Below are 17,541 nucleotides of genomic sequence, written 5' to 3' on the forward strand. Positions count from 1 at the left end.
CCGCCTCACTCGGCCCCGAGCCGCGACCGCAGCCGCGCCAGCTGTGCCCACAGCTGGTCCGGGACCCGGTCGCCGAACGTGTCGAAGAACTCGCTCGTGAGCTCGGTCTCCGCGAGCCACGACGCGGCGTCGACCTCGAACAGCGCCTCGAGGGTGCCCTGCGGGAGGTCGAGCCCGTCGACGTCCAGCGCACCCTCGGCAGGCAGCAGCCCGACGGCGCTCGTCACCGCGCCTGCGTCCGTCCGCAGGCCGCGGGACCGGTCGACCTGCTGGGCGATCCACTCGACGACGCGCGAGTTCTCCCCGAACCCGGGCCACAGGAACGAGCCGTCGGCCCCCTTGCGGAACCAGTTGACCTGGAAGATCTTGGGTCGCTTGGCAGGGTCGAGCCCTGCCCCGACGCTCAGCCAGTGCGCCCAGTGGTCCGCCATGTTGTACCCGCAGAACGGCAGCATCGCGAAGGGGTCGCGGCGCAGCTCGCCCAGCGCGCCCTCCGCCGCGGCGGTGCGCTCGGACGAGATGGTGGCCCCCATGAACACGCCGTGCTCCCAGCTGTAGGCCTGGGCGACGAGCGGCACGTTGGTCGCGCGGCGCCCGCCGAAGACGATCGCGTCGATCGGGACGCCCGCGGGGTCCTCCCAGGTGTCGGCGATCGTGGGGCACTGGGCGGCTGCGACCGTGAACCGGGAGTTGGGGTGCGCGGCGGGCGTGCCTGCGGCCCCGTCGGCGGGCGTCCAGTCGTCACCGCGCCAGTCGATCAGGTGCTCGGGGGCCTCGGGGGTGAGTCCCTCCCACCAGACGTCGCCGTCGTCGGTCAGGGCGACGTTGGTGAAGATCGTGTCGCGGGCGAACGTCGCGACCGCGACCGGGTTGGTGTCGATGCCCGTGCCGGGCGCGACGCCGAAGAACCCTGCCTCGGGGTTGATCGCGCGCAGCGTCCCGTCCGGACCGGGGCGGAGCCACGCGATGTCGTCGCCGATGGTCTCGACCTTCCACCCCGGGACGGTCGGCTGGAGCATCGCGAGGTTCGTCTTGCCGCACGCCGAGGGGAACGCCGCGGCGAGGTGGTAGGCGCGCCCCTCGGGCGACGTGGCCCGGATGAGCAGCATGTGCTCGGCGAGCCAGCCCTCGTCGCGTGCCATGGCCGAGGCGATGCGCAGCGCGAAGCACTTCTTGCCGAGCAGGGCGTTGCCGCCGTACCCGGAGCCGTACGACCAGATCTCCCGGGTCTCGGGGAAGTGCGCGATGTACTTGGTGTCGTTGCAGGGCCACGCGACGTCCTCGTGGAGGTCGACCGAACCGTCGGGGCGGTCGACCACGAGCGGCGCGCCCACCGAGTGGACGGCCGGCACGAAGGGCGCGCCCGCGTCGATCAGGGCCAGGACGTCGCTGCCGACCCGCGTCATGACGCCCATGCTCACCACGACGTACGGGGAGTCGGTGACCTGGATGCCGACCTGCGAGATGGGGCCGCCGACCGGTCCCATCGAGAACGGCACGACGTACATGGTCCGACCCCGCATCGAGCCGTCGAACACCCCGCGCAGCTCGGCGCGCATGACGTCGGGCTCGCGCCAGTTGTTGGTGGGCCCCGCGTCGGCCTCGTCCTGCGAGCAGATGAACGTGCGGGACTCGACGCGGGCCACGTCGCTCGGGTTCGACCGGGCGAGGTAGCTGCCCGGTCGCAGCTCGGGGTCGAGCGGCAGGAGCGTGCCCGCGTCGACCATGAGGTCGATCAGCCGCTGCTTCTCGGCCGCGGACCCGTCGCACCACACGACCGAGTCGGGCTCGGTCAGGTCGGCGATCTCGCGGACCCAGGCGCGCGGGTCGCGGTCCGCACCGACGGCGGATCGGGCACCGGGGCCGAACGCCGCACCGGCCAGGGGCGTGGCGAGCACGTCGGGCAGCTCCTCGGCGAGGGCGGCGAGGTGGGTGCGGCGAGGGTTGGCGGTCACGGTCATGATCGGGTCTCCGGTCCTGGGCGGGGGCGTCCGCCCGGTGGGCGTGTGTCCTGCTGTTTCCACCTTCGACCCGGAACGGCGCAGTTTTCCACCCAGAACGCTGTCAAGAATTGCGGTTCTTGACATAGAGTCAAGGAATGGCCGTCGACGAAGACCGCAAGATCCCCACGACCCCCGAGGTCCTTGCTCCCGCGACCACCGACCTCATCACGCTGGGCCGCCGGATCCGCTGGTTCCGGACCGGTCGGGAGCTCACCCTCGACGCCCTCGGTGCGCAGGTGGGGACCACCGCGAGCCTCCTGTCGCTCATCGAGAACGGCAAGCGCGAACCCCGGCTCTCGCTGCTCCAGGCGCTCGCGGGCGCGCTCGACGTCACGGTGACGGACCTGCTCGCGGACGAGCCGCCGTCGCGCCGGGCCGCGCTCGAGATCGAGCTGGACCGCGCCCAGCGCGGCCCCCTCTTCGCGACCCTGGGGCTGCCGTCGGTCAAGGCCTCCCAGAAGCTGCCCATGCCGGTCCTGGAGAACCTCGTGGGGCTGCACGGCGAGCTCGCCCGGCGCGCGTCGGAGGCCATCGCGACGCCCGAGGAGGCGCGCCGCGCCAACACCGAGCTGCGCCTCGAGCGCCAGTCGCGCAACAACTACATCCCCGAGCTCGAGGACCTCGCCGAGGAGATGACGCGCCGGGCCGGCTACCGCGTGGGCGCGCTCACGCACCGCACCGTTGCTCGCATGGCCGAGCAGCTCGGCTTCACGCTGCTCCACGTCGACGACCTGCCGCACTCGACCCGCACCGTCACGGACCTGCGCAACGGCCGCATCTACCTGCCGCCGGCCTCGATCCCCGGGAGCCACGGCCTGCGCTCGCTCGGTCTGCAGGCCATCGCGCACCGCGTGCTCGGGCACCAGCGGCCCACGTCGTACGCGCACTTCCTGCGCCAGCGCGTCGAGATCACCTACTTCGCGGCGTGCTGCCTCATGCCCCAGTCCGCAGCGGTCGAGTTCCTCGAGCAGCGCAAGAAGGAGAAGGACCTCGCGGTCGAGGACTTCCGCGACGCGTTCGGCGTCTCGCACGAGGCCGCGTCGCAGCGCTTCACGAACCTCGCGACGTCGCGCCTGGGCATCCCCGTGCACTTCATGCGCGTGGGCGACGACGGCGCGCTCTACCGCGGCTACGCGAACGACGGTCTGCCGTTCCCGGCCGACGTCACGGGGGCCATCGAGGGGCAGCTGGTCTGCCGCCGGTGGGCGGCACGCGAGGCCTTCGCGCGCCGCGACCGGGCGACCGAGTCCTACCAGTACACGGACACCCCGGCGGGCACGTTCTGGTGCAGCACGCAGACGGGCACGACGACGACGGGCGAGTTCTCGATCACGGTCGGGGTCCCGTTCGCCTCGGCCAAGTGGTTCCGGGGACGCGAGACGACCGCGCGGCGCGCCTCGACCTGCCCCGACGAGGCCTGCTGCCGCCGGCCGCAGGCACAGCTCGCGCGCCGCTGGGAGGAGGTCGCGTGGCCCAGCGCGCGCATGCACCAGCACGTGCTGTCTGCCCTGCCCTCGGGGTCGTTCCCCGGGGTCGACGCCTCGGAGGTCTACGCGTTCCTCGAGAAGCACGCGCCGACGCCCGGCGCGGAGTGAGGTGGGCCGGACCGGGGCGCTCGCCCTGCCTGCCCTGGCCCGCCCCCGTCACGCCCGCCTCGCTGACGGCGTCGCACGTCGTCACACGTCGCGCAGCGGGCCGCCCTGCTGGTCGACGAGCGGCAGCAGCCGCTCCAGGACGTCGCCCGTGCGCAGCCCGTCGTGCTCGAACTCGTTCGTGACGAGCGCCTGCACGTTCCCGACGCGCGAGGCCGTGTCGAGCGACAGGTGGGCGTCGACGAACATGTCGTCGTAGTAGACGGCCGCGGCGACCGGGACCTCGTTGGCCGCGAGCACGTCCTGGTCGTACAGCACGGTCCACTCCTCGCGGCGGGCCAGCTCCTCGGCCGCCCCGCGGAACGCGCGGAGCCCCGCGATCTCCTCGAACATCCAGGGGTAGATCATCTCGCCGGTGAAGAGCAGCGGCCGGGCCTCGGGGGAGAACTCCGGGTGCTCGGCGCGGACCTGCTCGGCGGCCCAGCCCGTGGCCCCGTGCCCCGAGGCGTAGATCGACTCGTGCAGCACCGCGTACAGCGGGTTCGTCCAGTACGAGGTCAGGTCCCGGACCTCGCTGAGGAACGTGTCGCTCAGGTCCTCGTCGTCGTGGTCGAACGCCTCGTCGAGCAGCCAGTGGACACGCTCGAAGCCCGGCTTCATGCCGAAGTCCATACCGAGCGTCTGGAGGCGTCGCACCGAGAGCGTGTCGCCGTCGGGCAGCGTGACGTCCCCCACCGCGATCCTGTCCGCGATGCGCGCAAGGCGTGCGACGTCGTCGGGGAAGCGCGACGCGAAGCGAGCGTTCTTGGCCGCGGTGCGCGGGTAGGTGCGGCGGTAGACCTCGGTCGCGTCGGCCTCGAGGCCCGCGAGCCCGCCCGTGACGTAGCAGGCCGTGAGGCCCTCGGCGGCGCGTGACAGGTACGTGAGCGTGAGGAAGCCGCCGTAGCTCTGCCCGAGCGACTCCCAGCGGCGACCGCCGAACAGCGTGCGGCGCACGTGCTCGGCGTCGGCCACGATCGAGTCCGCGCGGAAGTGCGAGAGGTACTCGGCCTGCGCGGCCGCGTCGCCGAGCGCTGTCAGGTGGCGCCCGCGCACGGCCGAGCTGCGGCCCGTGCCGCGCTGGTCGAGCAGGATCACGCGGTGCGTCGCGAGCATGGTCCCGACCCACCCCTCGGGCCCGGTGGGCCGTGGCCCCTTGCCGCCCGGGCCGCCCTGGAGGAACACGAGCAGGGGCAGGTCCTCGCGCCGCCGGACCGGGTCGACCAGCTCGCGCACGAAGACCGTGATCCGGCGCGAGTCGGTCTCGTCGAACCAGTCGAGGGGGACCTCGACCACGTGGTCGGTGACGTGCATCCCGGGGATCGTGCAGCTCACGGAGGTCATGGCGACGAGCCTATCGAGCGCGAGCCGGTCCTGGAGGCTGGGTGTGTCGGAGGCGATCCGTAGCGTGCGACCTCAGGATCGAGAAGGAGGCAGGCATGAGCTACGACATCGCCGTGTTCGCCACGGAGACCGTGGACGACGACGGGTTCGAGGCATGGTTCGAGGAGCAGGCCGAGTGGGGTGAGGACCACGACTACACGGACCCCGCGGTCACGTCCGTCGCCCTCCGGACGTTCTACGACGCGCTGGCCCAGGAGTTCCCGCCGATGAACGGGCCGGACGCCGACGAGGACGTCGACGATCCCCGCCTGGCCGACTACTCGATCGGGCGCGAGCTGCTCTACGTCGCGTTCGGCTGGTCCCAGGCACGCGCGGCGCAGGCGGCGTGCCTGCGCATCGCTGCGGCGACCGGGGTCGCGGTCGGCCTCGTGAGCGACGACGGGCGCATCGTCCGACCGGGCGACACGCCGGAGCCGGTCGGTTCCTGACACGCCGGAGCCGGTCGGTTCCTGACACGCCGGAGCCGGCGTGACCTCCTGGTCACGCCGGCTCCGGCGAGGCTGCGAGAAGGACTACTTCTCGACGTCCTCGTCGACCCAGTCGAGGGTCTTGCTCACGGCCTTCTTCCAGTTGCGGTAGAGGCGCTCGCGCTCGCCCTCGTCCATCGACGGGCTCCAGCGCTTGTCCTCGGCCCAGTTGGCGATGACGTCCTGCTCGCCCTGCCAGAACCCGACCGCGATGCCCGCGGCGTACGCGGCACCGAGCGCCGTCGTCTCCGCGACCTTGGGCCGCACGACGTCCACGCCGAGCTGGTCCGCCTGGAACTGCATGAGCAGCTCGTTCTGCACCATGCCGCCGTCGACGCGCAGCTCGGTGAGGTCGACGCCCGAGTCCGCGTTCATGGCGTCCAGGACCTCGCGGGTCTGGAACGCGACGGCCTCGAGCGCGGCGCGCGCGATGTGGTTCTTGTTGACGTAGCGCGTGAGGCCCACGAGCGCGCCACGGGCGTCGGAGCGCCAGTGCGGTGCGAACAGACCCGAGAACGCGGGCACGAAGTACGCGCCACCGTTGTCGTCGACCTTGCGGGCGAGCCACTCGACGTCGGGCGCGTCCGAGAACATGCCCAGGTTGTCGCGCAGCCACTGGATGAGCGAGCCCGTGACGGCGATCGAGCCCTCGAGCGCGTAGCGGGCCGGCTGGTCGCCGATCTTGTAGCAGACCGTGGTCAGCAGGCCGTTCTCGCTCATGACCTTCTCGGTGCCCGTGTTGAGCAGCATGAAGTTGCCCGTGCCGTACGTGTTCTTGGCCTGCCCGACCTCGAAGCACGCCTGGCCGAACGTCGCGGCCTGCTGGTCGCCCAGGATGCCCGCGATCGGGACGCCGGGGAGGAGCCCGCCGGGGCGACCCTTCCCGTAGACCTCGGAGGACGACTTGATCTCCGGGAGCATCGAGAGGGGGATGCCCATGTCGGCCGCGATGTCCTCGCGCCAGCTCAGGGTGTCGAGGTCCATGAGCATGGTGCGCGACGCGTTGGTCACGTCGGTGACGTGCACGCCGCCGTCGACGCCGCCCGTCATGTTCCACAGGACCCAGGTGTCGGTGTTGCCGAACACGAGGTCGCCGGCGTCGGCCGCCTCGCGGGCGCCCTCGACGTTGTCGAGGATCCACTTGACCTTGGGACCGGAGAAGTACGTCGCGAGGGGCAGGCCGACGATCGCCTTGTACTTCTCGGGGCCTGCCTCGCCGCCGAGCTCGTCGACGATCTTCTGGGTCCGGGTGTCCTGCCAGACGATCGCGTTGTAGACGGGCTTGCCCGTCTTGCGGTTCCACACGACCGCGGTCTCGCGCTGGTTGGTGATGCCGACCGCGGCGATGTCGGTGTAGGTCACGTTCGCGCGGGTCAGTGCGAGACCCACGGCCTCGCGCACGTTGTTCCAGATCTGCTCGGGGTTGTGCTCGACCCAGCCGGCCCGCGGGAAGATCTGGTCGTGCTCGAGCTGGCCGGAGGAGACGATCTCCCCGGAGTGGTTGAAGACGATGGCCCGGGAGCTGGTGGTTCCCTGGTCGATGGCGAGAACGTAGTCGGCCATGGTGTGTCAGTCCTTCACGTCGGTGTGGTTGAGCGGGTGCCGCGCTGCGCGGCGGGAGTTCACGAAGGGTCGCCGTGCCCGACGGCGGGTGGTCGCGTGACCGGGGCGGGTCGCCCCGTCCCGGTCACGCGGAGGGAGCAGGTCAGCCCCAGGCTGCCCCGAGGAGGCCGGCGAGCACGCCGCCGACGAGGGGACCGGCGACCGGGACCCACGAGTAGGCCCAGTCGCTCGAACCCTTGCCCTTGATGGGCAGGAGGGCGTGGGCGATGCGCGGGCCGAGGTCACGAGCAGGGTTGATCGCGTACCCGGTGGGACCACCGAGGGACGCACCGATACCGACCACGACCAGCGCGACCGCGAGCGGGCCGAGGCCCGAGGGGGTGTTGCCGGACGCCACGACGAAGAACACGAGCACGAAGGTCGCGATGACCTCGGTGATGAAGTTCCAGCCGTAGGAGCGGAGCTCGGGGCCGGTCGAGAAGACCGCGAGCTTGGTCGCGGCGGGAGCGTCCTCGTCGAAGTGCTTCTTGTAGGCGATGAACGCGAGCACGGCACCGACGATCGCACCGATCATCTGCGCGCCGAAGTACATGAACATGTTGCTCACGGTCGGCTCGATCGTCGCGGTGACCATCCCCTCGGGGCCGGTGACCGAGTAGAAGGGGCGGTCCGCGGTGAACAGACCGATGGTCACGGCCGGGTTGAGGTGAGCCCCCGACTTGTAGGCGACGTAGACACCGGTGAAGACGGCAAGGCCCCATCCGAAGTTGATGAGGAGCCAGCCGCCGTTGAAGCCCTTGGTCTTGGGGAGGATCACGTTGGCTACGACGCCGGCGCCCATCAGGATCAGGGTCGCGGTGCCGAGTATCTCGGACCAGAAGGCGTTGAGGAGGAGTGTGTCCATCAGCTTCTCTCTTTCTTGGTGGACTTCGTTGTCGCAACCACCCCGGCGCATCCGTGCGGCGGGGCCCCGGTGTGCGCCGCGAGGTGCGCACCCGTGAGGTTGAGGGTGTGCCGGCCCCGACGTCGCCCGGCGCGAGCCGAGCGGGCCGGGGACCGGCGGATGAAGTTGTTCTCGGGGAGCCCGGGGCTCCGGTGGTCAGGGAGGCAGGTGCGTCAGGAGGCGTCGAGCGGCTTGAGCGGTGCGACGTCGTCTGCTGCGAGGCGCGTGCGCTCGGCCGTGGCGTCGTCGGGCTCCTGCTCGGCGGCCTCCTCGGCTCCGGCGCGTGCCGTGTAGGAAGCGATCTCCGCGGCCTTCTGCTCGTCGGTCCAGCCGAGGAGCGGGGCGGCGATGTCGGCGATCTCGGGGAGTGCGCCGAGACCGCGGTCGAGCACCTCGTAGTTCAGGCGCGTGCGGTGCAGCAGGAGGTCCTCCAGGTGGAGGGCGCCCTCGTGGCTCACGCCGTAGCTGATCTCGGCGCGCAGGTACGCGGGCGCGTGCTCGAGCGGCTTGGCGAGCGAGGGGTCGGCCTGGCACAGCGCGACGATGTCGCGCAGGTTCGAGCCGTAGCGGTGGAGCAGGTGGTCGACCATCTGCGGGGTCCAGCCGAACTTCGAGGCCCACGGCCGCGCCTGGCGCCGGACCGCGTCGAGGCCGACCGCACCGAGCAGCGGGATCTTGTCCGTGATCGACGGCAGGGCCGCGGCACGCTGACCGATCGCGAAGTCGACCGCGTCCTTGGCCATGACCCGGTACGTCGTGAGCTTGCCGCCCGCGATGACCGTGAGACCCGGGGTGGGGGAGGCCGTGGTGTGCTCGCGCGAGACCTTGGCCGAGCTGGTGCCCTCCTTGGTGCCGGGCTGGAGCAGCGGGCGCAGGCCCGCGTAGGTCCCGATGATGTCGTCGCGCGTCAGGGGCTGGGCGAGGACCGCGTTCGCGTGCTCGAGGATGTACTCGATGTCCGCGGACGTGGCGACCGGGTGCGTGAGCTCCTGCTCCCAGGGGGTGTCGGTCGTGCCGATGACCCAGTAGCGGGACCACGGGATGATGAAGAGGACCGACTTCTCGGTCTGCAGGATCAGGCCGACCTGGCCCTTGATGCGCTCGCGCGGGACGACGATGTGGACGCCCTTGGAGGCCAAGACGCGCAGCCCGCCGTCGGTGCCGGCGAGGGCCTCGGTGTCCTCGGTCCACACGCCCGTCGCGTTGATGACGGCGCGGGCGCGGACCGTGATGCGCCTGCCCGTCTCGAGGTCCTCGAGGATCGCGCCGTTGACCGCGCCCGTCGAGCCCTTGGTCAGCTCGACGACCTGGGTCCGGGACGCGGCGTGGGCCCCGTAGGAGGCCGCGGTGCGGATCAGGGTGGAGACCAGGCGGGCGTCGTCGACCGAGGCGTCCCAGTACTGGACGGCACCGATCGCGGCGTCGTGCGCGAGGTCGGGGAACTTGCGCTCCATCTGCTTGCGCGAGAGGTGGCGGTGCAGCGGCAGCGCCCGCTTGCCCGGGGCCATGCTCGCGAGCGTGTCGTACAGCGCGATCCCGGCGCCGACGTAGGCACGCTCCCACACGCGGTGCTCGAGCGGGTACAGGAACGGGACGGGGCGCACGAGGTGCGGCGCGAGGTCCTTGATGAGCAGGTCGCGCTCGGTCAGCGCCTCGTGGACCAGGTGGAAGTCGAGCATCTGCAGGTAGCGCAACCCGCCGTGGACCAGCTTGCTCGACCGGCTCGACGTCCCGGAGGCCCAGTCCTGGGCCTCGACGATCGCGGTCGAGAGGCCACGGGTCACGGAGTCGAGGGCGATGCCCGCTCCGGTCACGCCTCCGCCGATCACGAGGACGTCGAGCTCCTGGTCCGCGCTGGTGCTCGCCTCGAGCGCTGACAGCGCCTGCTGGCGAGACTCTGCGGTGAGTCTGCTGGAAGTCATCCGATGGCCTTCTCTCGTCGTCGAACTGGTGCATCCCGAGGGACACAGCGGGAACTACGTCTCACTGTGACGTTCCCACGGGTGTGCGTCCCGCGCTAGCGGTACGACCCGGTCCCCGAGCGGGCACCGTTCCGTGGCACAGCGCTGTCGAAATGCCGCTGCACGTATTAACGTCAACATGTCAGGAACGTTCGCGCAAGCGCAGTGCACAAACGTGCAACAGTGGTGGGAGACCGGCAGATGGCGGATCGGGAGCAGGACGTCCTGCGGGCGGCCTCGATGTACTACCTCCAGGACATGAAGATGGAGGCGATCGCGAAGCACCTGAGGACCTCGCGGTCGACGGTCTCGCGGCTGGTCAAGAAGGCCCGTGAGACAGGTCTGGTGGAGATCACGCTCCGGCCAACGCAGAGTCGGGCGCCGGGGCTGGGTGCGCACATCTCGGCCACGTACGGCATCGACGCCTACGTCGTGCCCGTCCCGGACTCGACGCAGCAGGTCGACCGGCTCGACCAGGTCGCCCTGACGACCGCACGGCTGCTCGGCTCGTGGTTCGACTCCGACATGATCCTCGGCATCGCGTGGGGCACGACGCTCGCGGCGATCTCCCGGCACCTGAGCCGCAAGCCGACCCGGGGGTCCGCCGTCGTGCAGCTCAACGGGGCCGCGAACACCCGGACCTCCGGGGTGCACTACGCGGGTGACCTGATCGCCGGGTTCGGCGAGGCGTTCGACGCGCACGTGCACCATTTCCCAGTCCCCGCGTTCTTCGACTACGCCGAGACCAAGCAGGCGATGTGGCGCGAGCGGTCGGTCCGGCGCGTGCTGGACGTCCAGCGGCGGGCCGACGTCGCGCTGTTCTCCGTGGGCGCCGTCTCGGGTGGCGTCCCGAGCCACGTCTACTCGGCGGGCTACCTCGAGCCCGAGGACATCGCGGTGCTCGACGCCGAGGGGGTCGTGGGGGACGTGTGCACGGTGTTCCTGCGGGCCGACGGCACATACCGCGACATCGCGCTCAACGAGCGCGCCACGGGCCCGGGGCCTGACGAGCTCCGGCGGATCCCGCAGCGCATCTGTGCGGTCGCGGGGGACAACAAGGTCGCGCCGCTGCGCGCGGCCCTGCGCGCCGGGGTCGTCACGCACCTGGTCGTCGACGAGATCACGGCGTCGCACCTGATCGAGCAGGAGACGGGGCGGATCGCGGTCGCGCGCACACGCCATGAGAGTATGCATTCGGGTGCATGATTACGCATCGGGCCGCGTCGCGGCGTAGATTGGGCGCGTGACGAGCACCTCGACCCCCACCCTGACGCTCCGCCCTGCCCTCCCGGCGGACGTGCGGGCCATCCGCGGGCTCGTCGAGCCCTACGCGCAGGCCCGCATCCTCCTGGCCAAGGAGATGGTCGGCTACTACGAGGCCGTGCAGGAGTTCGTCGTCGCGGACGTGGGGGAGCCGGGCTCCCCCGAGGTCGTCGGGTGCGGCGCGCTGCACGTCATGTGGGACGACCTCGCCGAGATCCGCACGCTCGCGGTCGACCAGGCCTGGCGCGGTCACCGGGTGGGGCACCAGCTCGTGGTCGAGCTCCTCGACCGCGCCCGCGCCCTGGGGCTCCGACGGGTCTTCTGCCTGACGTTCGAGGTCGACTTCTTCCGCGCGCACGGGTTCGAGGCGATCGACGGGACGCCCGTCTCGCCCGACGTCTACGCCGAGCTCCTGCGCTCGCACGACGACGGCGTGGCCGAGTTCCTCGACCTCGCCCGCGTGAAGCCCAACACGCTCGGCAACACGCGCATGCTCATCACGCTCTGAGGCGCCCCGGGCGTTCGCCGCCCGGAGCTCGTCGTCCGTCGTCCGGAGGGCCGGCGGGCTCAGGCCGGGAGACGGTAGACGTCGCCGTCCTGCTCGAGCAGCCCGTCCTCGACGAGGCTCGCGACGCACCTCCCGAGCTGGGCAGCGTCCGGCCACAGTCCCGCGACCACGTCGCGGTGCACCGGACCGTCCGCCGCGCGCAGCGCGCCCATGACCCGGCCCCGCGCCTGCCGGTCGGTGCCCTCCCAGGCCTGGGTCCGCCGTCGGGCAGCGTGCTCGTCCGGCGGGCTGCCCGCCGCACGCCACGCGCACAGGTCCGCGACCGGGCACTCGTCGCAGCGCGGCGAGCGCGCCGTGCACACGAGCGCGCCCAGCTCCATCGAGGCCGCGGCCCACAGGGCCGCGTCGTCGTCCTCGGTCGGCGCGACCAGGGCCGCGAGCCGGCGCTCGGCCGCGGTGTACGACGGCGCAGGCAGCGCCGTCCCCGACACCGCGCGCGCCAGGACGCGCCGCACGTTCGTGTCGACGACGACGGCCCGCCGACCGTGCGCGAACGCTGTCACCGCTGCGGCCGTGTACTCGCCGACGCCCGGCAGCGCGAGCAGCTCGTCCGCGTCCTGCGGGACGCGGCCCCCGTGCCGTTCGACGACGGCGCGCGCACAGTCCTGCAGGCGCAGCGCGCGGCGCGGGTAGCCCAGGCGCCCCCAGGCGCGCAGCACGTCGGCCGTCGAGGCCGCGGCCAGGTCCGCGGGCTCGGGCCAGCGGTCCATCCAGGCGCGCCACGCGGGCTCGACCCGCACCACGGGCGTCTGCTGGAGCATGACCTCGCTGACCAGGACGCCCCAGGGGGAGCAGTCGTCGCGCCGCCACGGCAGGTCGCGGGCGTTCGCAGCGAACCATCGCCCGACGGCGTCGCGCAGGTCCGCGTGCGGGTCCGGGGCGGGGCGGCTCGCCAGGGCGGCGCGGGTTCCGGTGCGGGGAGCGGCGGCGTCGAGCGTGCTGGAGGAGAGCGGCATGATCCGACCATTCTCGCCGATGCGCGAGGGCGCGGTGTGGCAGTGACCGAACCGTCCCGCGCGGGACGTACCGTTGCCCCAGTGCGGGAACGCCCCGCGCCGACCGTCGAACGGAGCCGCACGTGAGCACGCCGCGAGGCACCCGGCCACCGACCGGGGCGACCCCGGTCCAGGGGCGCCCGGCAGACGGGGCGGGCAGGCCCACCTCCCGGACCCTGAGGGTGCGGCGGGTCGTCGCGCTCGTCCTGCTCGCGGTGATCGTCGTCGGCGTCGTGATGCTCGTCAAGGCGGCGATCGCGTTCGGCACCGGACTGCTCGCCGACGAGCCCCAGGGCAAGGTCGCGCCACCCCCGCCGCAGGCCGTCGCGACCGGCGGCTACAAGAAGTGCGAGGTCAAGGACCTCACGCTCGGGCTCACGGTGTCGAAGGCCTCGTACGCCGACGGCGAGAACCCGTCCTTCTCGCTCACGCTCACGCACGTCGGTCGGCGGCCCTGCTTCGTCGACTCGTCCCCCGCCTCGCTCGAGCTCGTCGTGACCTCGGGCCAGGACCGCATCTGGTCGTCTGTCGACTGCCCGCCCGCCAAGAAGGTGCTGCTCATGGCCCCCGGCGACGCGTATCCCCAGACCGTGGACTGGGCCCGCGTGCGGTCGGCCGCTGAGTGCCCCGCCGACCTGCCGGCACCCGGAGCAGGGGACTACAGCGCGGTCGTCGCGTCGACCGAGGTGGCCGGGCTGACGAGTGCGCCCGTGGTGTTCACGCTCCTCGCGCCGCCACCGCCGCCGGTCGAGACGCCGCCCGTGACCGAGGCGCCGGTCGACGGGGCGGTGCCGCCGGTCGACGGGGCGGTGCCTCCTGCTGAGGGAGACCCGGCTGCTACCGGGGAGACTGCTCCGGCTGACGGGACTGCTCCGGCTGACGGAGCGGTTCCTCCCGCTGACGGGGCCACCCCGTAGCGCTGGGCAGCTCCCGCGCGCACGCCCACACCCGGGGCGCGGGCGTCGTGCCCTGTGCGACGCGCCCTGCCCGCGACGTGTGCGCTGTCCGCCCGGCCCCAGCCACGTGGTCCGTTGCCGTCGAGGCTTGGTTGTCAGAGCCGAGCCGGGGTATGCACCGGCTCGCTTCTGACAACTGATCGGGTGGTCGGGTCCGCGGACTGGCGGCGGGTCGGTTTTGGGGAGTTGTCAGAGCTGAGCCGGGGTATGCACCGGCCCACTTCTGACAACTGGTCGGCTGCGACGCAAGCGACCAGAAGAGTTCCCGCAGCTACCGCTCGGTCCTAGACGTACCGCTCGAGGATGCTCGACTCCGCGAGCCGTGACAGGCCCTCGCGGACTGCCCGGGCACGCTGCTCGCCCACGCCGTCCACGGCCATGAGGTCGTCGATGCTGGCCGCGAGCAGCTTCTGCAGCCCGCCGAAGTGCGTGACCAGGCGGTCGATGATGGTGCCCGGCAGGCGGGGGACCTTGGAGAGCAGGCGGTACCCGTGCGGTGCGACCGCGGCGTCGAGCGCCTCGCCACCCCCGGGCAGCTCGAGGACGCGGCCGATGATCGTGAGGTCGAGCAGCTGGGTCTGGTCCAGAGCAGCGAGCGCGTTCTTGACGTCCGCGAGCGAGCGCTCCTTGCGGCTGAGCTCGACGTAGTCGCGGATCACGGACTCGCGGTCCGAGCCGATCCCGCCGATCAGCTCGTCGAGCTGGAGCGCGAGGAGGCGGCCGTCGGTGCCGAGCTCGACGACGTAGCCGGCGATCTCCTCGGAGATGCGCCCCACCATCTCGAGGCGCTGGACCACGGCGCACACGTCGCGGACCGTGACGAGGTCCTCGATCTCGAGGGCGGACAGCGTCCCGCTGACCTCGTCGAGGCGGGCGCGGTAGCGCTCGAGCGTCGCGAGCGCCTGGTTGGCGCGCGACAGGATGGTGTCCGAGTCCTCGAGCACGTAGCGCAGGCCGCCGACGTAGAGAGCGACGATCCGCATGGACTGGCTCACCGAGATGACCGGGAAACCGCTCTGCTTGGCGACGCGCTCGGCCGTGCGGTGACGCGTGCCGGACTCGGTGGTCTCGATCGTGGGGTCCGGGAGGAGCTGCACGGCCGCGCGCAGGATCCGGTTCGCGTCGCGGTCCAGGACCACGGCGCCGTCCATCTTGGAGAGCTCGCGCAGCCGGGTCGCCGAGAAGCCGACGTCCAGCACGAACCCTCCCGAGCACATGGTCTCGACGACCTTGTCCAGGCCCAGCACGATCAGTGCGCCCGTTCGACCTCGAAGGATGCGCTCGAGCCCGTCGCGGAGCTCGGTACCGGGGGCCACTGCGGCGAGGGTCTCCCGGAGCAGGTCGTCAGGATGCACAGGGGAGTTGGCCACGTGGGCATCTTACGCTGCCAGGTTGTCTCAGGGGCAGGAAAACGCCGTTCGGGGACAACTGGAGGTCACGATGGGATCACGGTTGCCCGACGTCGAACCGGGAGCGCTCCTGCTGCGGGGGCAGGTGGCCGCCGCGCGCGAGCTCGACGGCCTCTCCCAGGTGCTGCGCCGGCAGGACCGTCATGCCCGCCGGGGGCTTGGGAGACGACCCGTGCGGCACCACGGCCCGGGTGAAGCCGAGCCGCGCGGCCTCGGCGAGCCGGCGGTCGAGGCCCGCGACCGGCCGGATGTCCCCGGCCAGCCCGACCTCGCCGATCGCGATGGTTCCCGGGGGCATGACCTGGTCCTCGCGCGCGGAGAAGGTGGCCAGAGCGATGGACAGGTCCGCCGCGGGCTCGCTGACCCGTGCGCCGCCGATCGTCGAGACGTACACGTCCTGGTCGACGAGTCGGACCCCGGCGTGCCGGTGCATGACCGCCAGGATCATCGCGAGACGGCTCGAGTCGATCCCGCTCGTGGTGCGCCGCGGGTTGGCCAACGAGCTGGGGACCACGAGCGACTGGATCTCGAGGGCGAGGGGCCTGCGGCCCTCGAGCGTCACGGTGATGCACGTGCCGGGCACGCCGGCCCCGGAGTGCGAGAGGAACAGCCCGCTGGGGTCGGCCAGCCCCACGATCCCCGTCTCGGAGAGGTCGAAGCACCCGACCTCGTCCGTGGGGCCGTAGCGGTTCTTGATCGCGCGGACGAGGCGCAGGCGCGAGTGCCGGTCGCCCTCGAACTGGCACACGACGTCGACGAGGTGCTCGAGAGTGCGGGGGCCGGCGACCGAACCGTCCTTGGTCACGTGCCCGACGAGGATGACGGGCAGGTCGCGCTCCTTGGCCGCGGCGATCAGCGCGGCGGCGACCTCGCGCACCTGGCTCACGCCGCCGGGGGCGCCGTCGACCTGGGCCGAAGCGATGGTCTGCACCGAGTCCACCACCAGGAGGTCCGGGTCGGTCGCCTCGATGTGCCCCAGGACCGTCGCGAGGTCCGTCTCGGCCGCGAGCAGCAGGCCAGGGGCGAGCGCCCCGACACGCTCCGCGCGCAGCCTGACCTGCCCGGCCGACTCCTCGCCGGTGACGTACAGGACCGTGCGGGGCTTCGGGGCCGGGCGCGGGGCGTCCTCCGGGGACGCGGCCTTGTCGCTCACCCCGGCCGCGACGTTGCTCGCGACCTTGAGCAGGAGCGTCGACTTGCCGACGCCCGGCTCCCCGGCGAGCAGCACCACGGCACCCGGGACGATCCCGCCGCCCAGCACGCGGTCGAACTCCGCGACTCCCGTGGGTGTGGCCCGGGCGGTCTCCACGTCGATCTCGCCGATGGGGCGGGCGGGGGAGCGCGTGGGCGCGACCGCCGCGGTGCGCGGCCCTGCCGACGCTGCGGCCTCCTCCGTGACGGTGCCCCACTCCTGGCACTCGCCGCAGCGACCGACCCACTTGGCCGTGGTCCAGCCGCACTCGCCGCAACGGTAGGCGGGCCGGGCCGGGCGCTTGCTCGCGGCGCGCGAGCCCGCGGAGGTCGATGTCGTCACGGGCGCCACGCTAGCGACAGGCACCCACACGCACCGCGTGCCCAGCACGCAGGGCCAGGGAGCGCACGGTGTCCGGTCGCGCGCTGAAGCGCGGCTGCTCATCATGTACCCATGCGACGGCTCCGGAAGGACAGCCCGTGGTGGACGGTCATCACCACCCTCGGCTCGCTCGCGGCGTGCCTGCTCCTCTTCTACGGCGTGCCCCTCGGGGACTCCGAGCGTGAGTGGACGCAGATCCTGTTCTTCGTGGTCGGGTTCGTCGGGCTCTGCTACCTCGTCACGTTCCAGGTGCGCCGCCAGCTGCGTGCGGGCCGTGAACCCAGCGTGCGGGTCCAGTCGGTCGTCGGGCTGCTGTCGCCCATCATCATCTTCTTCGCGATCGCCTACTACCTCCTCGCGATCCACAGCGACGCGGAGTTCGTCGGGATCGAGACGCGCACCGACGCCCTCTACTTCACGGTCGTCACGCTCGGGACCGTCGGGTTCGGGGACATCCACCCGGTGGGGCAGGCGGCGCGGGTCGTCACGATGGTCCAGATCCTGTTCGACCTCGCGGTCATCGGCATCCTCGTCGCGGTCGCGACCCAGCGGCTCGAGTCGCGCGCACGGTGGCGTAGGGCCCACGGCGAGCCCGGCGAGTCCGCGGCCGGACCTCACGAGCGCTGACGCAACGACGCGGGGCCCGCCGAAAAATCGCACCGGCAAAGTTTCGGCGCCGAGCGCCGTTGCGACGCTCCCGAGACGCTCTTCCAGCACATCGCCGCAGGTCACGGTCTGGGCAGGGTCGCATGTGAGCGCTCATATCAAGCAGGTTGAACCGGACCAATCACCGAAAACCATTGCG

At 72.0% G+C, this 17,541-nt stretch carries 14 protein-coding genes; 6 read left to right on the forward strand and 8 right to left on the reverse strand.

The features are described from left to right. Window positions 1–5: 5 nt before the first annotated feature. Window positions 6–1,961: a phosphoenolpyruvate carboxykinase (GTP) gene (locus OERS_RS01195; RefSeq protein WP_083201130.1), complete on the reverse strand. Its 1,956-nt coding sequence runs from the start codon at window positions 1,959–1,961 to the stop codon at window positions 6–8. 137 nt (window positions 1,962–2,098) lie between these two features. On the opposite strand from OERS_RS01195, the gene OERS_RS01200 reads away from it, so the two are divergent. Next, entirely contained in the window at window positions 2,099–3,598 is a 1,500-nt protein-coding gene (locus OERS_RS01200) for an XRE family transcriptional regulator (protein WP_082608798.1), read from the forward strand. 81 nt (window positions 3,599–3,679) lie between these two features. Here OERS_RS01200 and OERS_RS01205 read toward each other — a convergent pair whose 3' ends face one another. After that, window positions 3,680–4,978: an alpha/beta fold hydrolase gene (locus tag OERS_RS01205; protein ID WP_068623729.1), complete on the reverse strand. Its 1,299-nt coding sequence runs from the start codon at window positions 4,976–4,978 to the stop codon at window positions 3,680–3,682. A 95-nt stretch (window positions 4,979–5,073) separates the two neighbouring features. On the opposite strand from OERS_RS01205, the gene OERS_RS01210 reads away from it, so the two are divergent. After that, entirely contained in the window at window positions 5,074–5,466 is a 393-nt protein-coding gene (locus OERS_RS01210) for a hypothetical protein (RefSeq protein WP_056649656.1), read from the forward strand. A gap of 84 nt (window positions 5,467–5,550) precedes the next feature. Here the strand turns inward: OERS_RS01210 and glpK are convergent, their stop codons facing one another. The 3 genes from glpK to OERS_RS01225 form a co-directional block, all read right to left on the reverse strand. Then, window positions 5,551–7,068, reverse strand: a complete 1,518-nt coding sequence (gene glpK / locus OERS_RS01215; protein ID WP_056649659.1) for a glycerol kinase GlpK — start codon at window positions 7,066–7,068, stop codon at window positions 5,551–5,553. A 142-nt stretch (window positions 7,069–7,210) separates the two neighbouring features. Then, the gene (locus OERS_RS01220; protein ID WP_068623731.1) at window positions 7,211–7,972 is read right to left on the reverse strand and encodes an MIP/aquaporin family protein; all 762 of its coding nucleotides are present in this window, start codon (window positions 7,970–7,972) and stop codon (window positions 7,211–7,213) included. A gap of 212 nt (window positions 7,973–8,184) precedes the next feature. After that, window positions 8,185–9,933, reverse strand: a complete 1,749-nt coding sequence (locus tag OERS_RS01225; RefSeq protein WP_068623733.1) for a glycerol-3-phosphate dehydrogenase/oxidase — start codon at window positions 9,931–9,933, stop codon at window positions 8,185–8,187. Between the two features lie 240 nt (window positions 9,934–10,173). Between OERS_RS01225 and OERS_RS01230 the strand changes: the two genes are divergently transcribed. Both OERS_RS01230 and OERS_RS01235 read left to right on the forward strand, forming a co-directional pair. Beyond that, entirely contained in the window at window positions 10,174–11,178 is a 1,005-nt protein-coding gene (locus tag OERS_RS01230; RefSeq protein ID WP_068623734.1) for a sugar-binding transcriptional regulator, read from the forward strand. Window positions 11,179–11,215: 37 nt separating this feature from the next. Next, on the forward strand, window positions 11,216–11,743 hold the full coding sequence (locus tag OERS_RS01235) for an amino-acid N-acetyltransferase (protein WP_068623736.1): 528 nt from the start codon (window positions 11,216–11,218) through the stop codon (window positions 11,741–11,743). A gap of 59 nt (window positions 11,744–11,802) precedes the next feature. Here the strand turns inward: OERS_RS01235 and OERS_RS01240 are convergent, their stop codons facing one another. Beyond that, window positions 11,803–12,759: an HhH-GPD family protein gene (locus tag OERS_RS01240; RefSeq protein WP_083201131.1), complete on the reverse strand. Its 957-nt coding sequence runs from the start codon at window positions 12,757–12,759 to the stop codon at window positions 11,803–11,805. 122 nt (window positions 12,760–12,881) lie between these two features. Between OERS_RS01240 and OERS_RS01245 the strand changes: the two genes are divergently transcribed. Further along, a complete protein-coding gene (locus OERS_RS01245; RefSeq protein WP_139107613.1) occupies window positions 12,882–13,715 on the forward strand; it encodes a hypothetical protein in 834 nt (277 codons plus the stop codon). A gap of 323 nt (window positions 13,716–14,038) precedes the next feature. On the opposite strand, the gene disA is transcribed toward OERS_RS01245, so the two are convergent. Next, on the reverse strand, window positions 14,039–15,124 hold the full coding sequence (gene disA / locus OERS_RS01250; protein ID WP_056649680.1) for a DNA integrity scanning diadenylate cyclase DisA: 1,086 nt from the start codon (window positions 15,122–15,124) through the stop codon (window positions 14,039–14,041). A 76-nt stretch (window positions 15,125–15,200) separates the two neighbouring features. Continuing rightward, window positions 15,201–16,697 carry a DNA repair protein RadA gene (gene radA / locus OERS_RS01255; protein ID WP_068623741.1) on the reverse strand — a complete coding sequence of 499 codons (1,497 nt, stop codon included), beginning with the start codon at window positions 16,695–16,697 and terminating at the stop codon, window positions 15,201–15,203. Between the two features lie 111 nt (window positions 16,698–16,808). Between radA and OERS_RS01260 the strand changes: the two genes are divergently transcribed. Beyond that, complete coding sequence (locus tag OERS_RS01260) at window positions 16,809–17,363, forward strand: potassium channel family protein (protein WP_068623743.1); 555 nt, start codon at window positions 16,809–16,811, stop codon at window positions 17,361–17,363. The last annotated feature ends 178 nt before the right edge of the window (window positions 17,364–17,541 follow it).

Origin of the sequence: Oerskovia enterophila (assembly GCF_001692445.1) — a bacterium.
Classification (GTDB): domain Bacteria; phylum Actinomycetota; class Actinomycetes; order Actinomycetales; family Cellulomonadaceae; genus Oerskovia; species Oerskovia enterophila.

Bases quoted from the DNA above. Each gene is read 5' to 3' on its own strand.
- OERS_RS01195 (WP_083201130.1), bottom strand. From the start codon at position 1,961: ATGACCGTGACCGCCAACCCTCGCCGCACCCACCTCGCCGCCCTCGCC.
- OERS_RS01200 (WP_082608798.1), top strand. From the start codon at position 2,099: ATGGCCGTCGACGAAGACCGCAAGATCCCCACGACCCCCGAGGTCCTT.
- OERS_RS01205 (WP_068623729.1), bottom strand. From the start codon at position 4,978: ATGACCTCCGTGAGCTGCACGATCCCCGGGATGCACGTCACCGACCAC.
- OERS_RS01210 (WP_056649656.1), top strand. From the start codon at position 5,074: ATGAGCTACGACATCGCCGTGTTCGCCACGGAGACCGTGGACGACGAC.
- glpK (WP_056649659.1), bottom strand. From the start codon at position 7,068: ATGGCCGACTACGTTCTCGCCATCGACCAGGGAACCACCAGCTCCCGG.
- OERS_RS01220 (WP_068623731.1), bottom strand. From the start codon at position 7,972: ATGGACACACTCCTCCTCAACGCCTTCTGGTCCGAGATACTCGGCACC.
- OERS_RS01225 (WP_068623733.1), bottom strand. From the start codon at position 9,933: ATGACTTCCAGCAGACTCACCGCAGAGTCTCGCCAGCAGGCGCTGTCA.
- OERS_RS01230 (WP_068623734.1), top strand. From the start codon at position 10,174: ATGGCGGATCGGGAGCAGGACGTCCTGCGGGCGGCCTCGATGTACTAC.
- OERS_RS01240 (WP_083201131.1), bottom strand. From the start codon at position 12,759: ATGCCGCTCTCCTCCAGCACGCTCGACGCCGCCGCTCCCCGCACCGGA.
- OERS_RS01260 (WP_068623743.1), top strand. From the start codon at position 16,809: ATGCGACGGCTCCGGAAGGACAGCCCGTGGTGGACGGTCATCACCACC.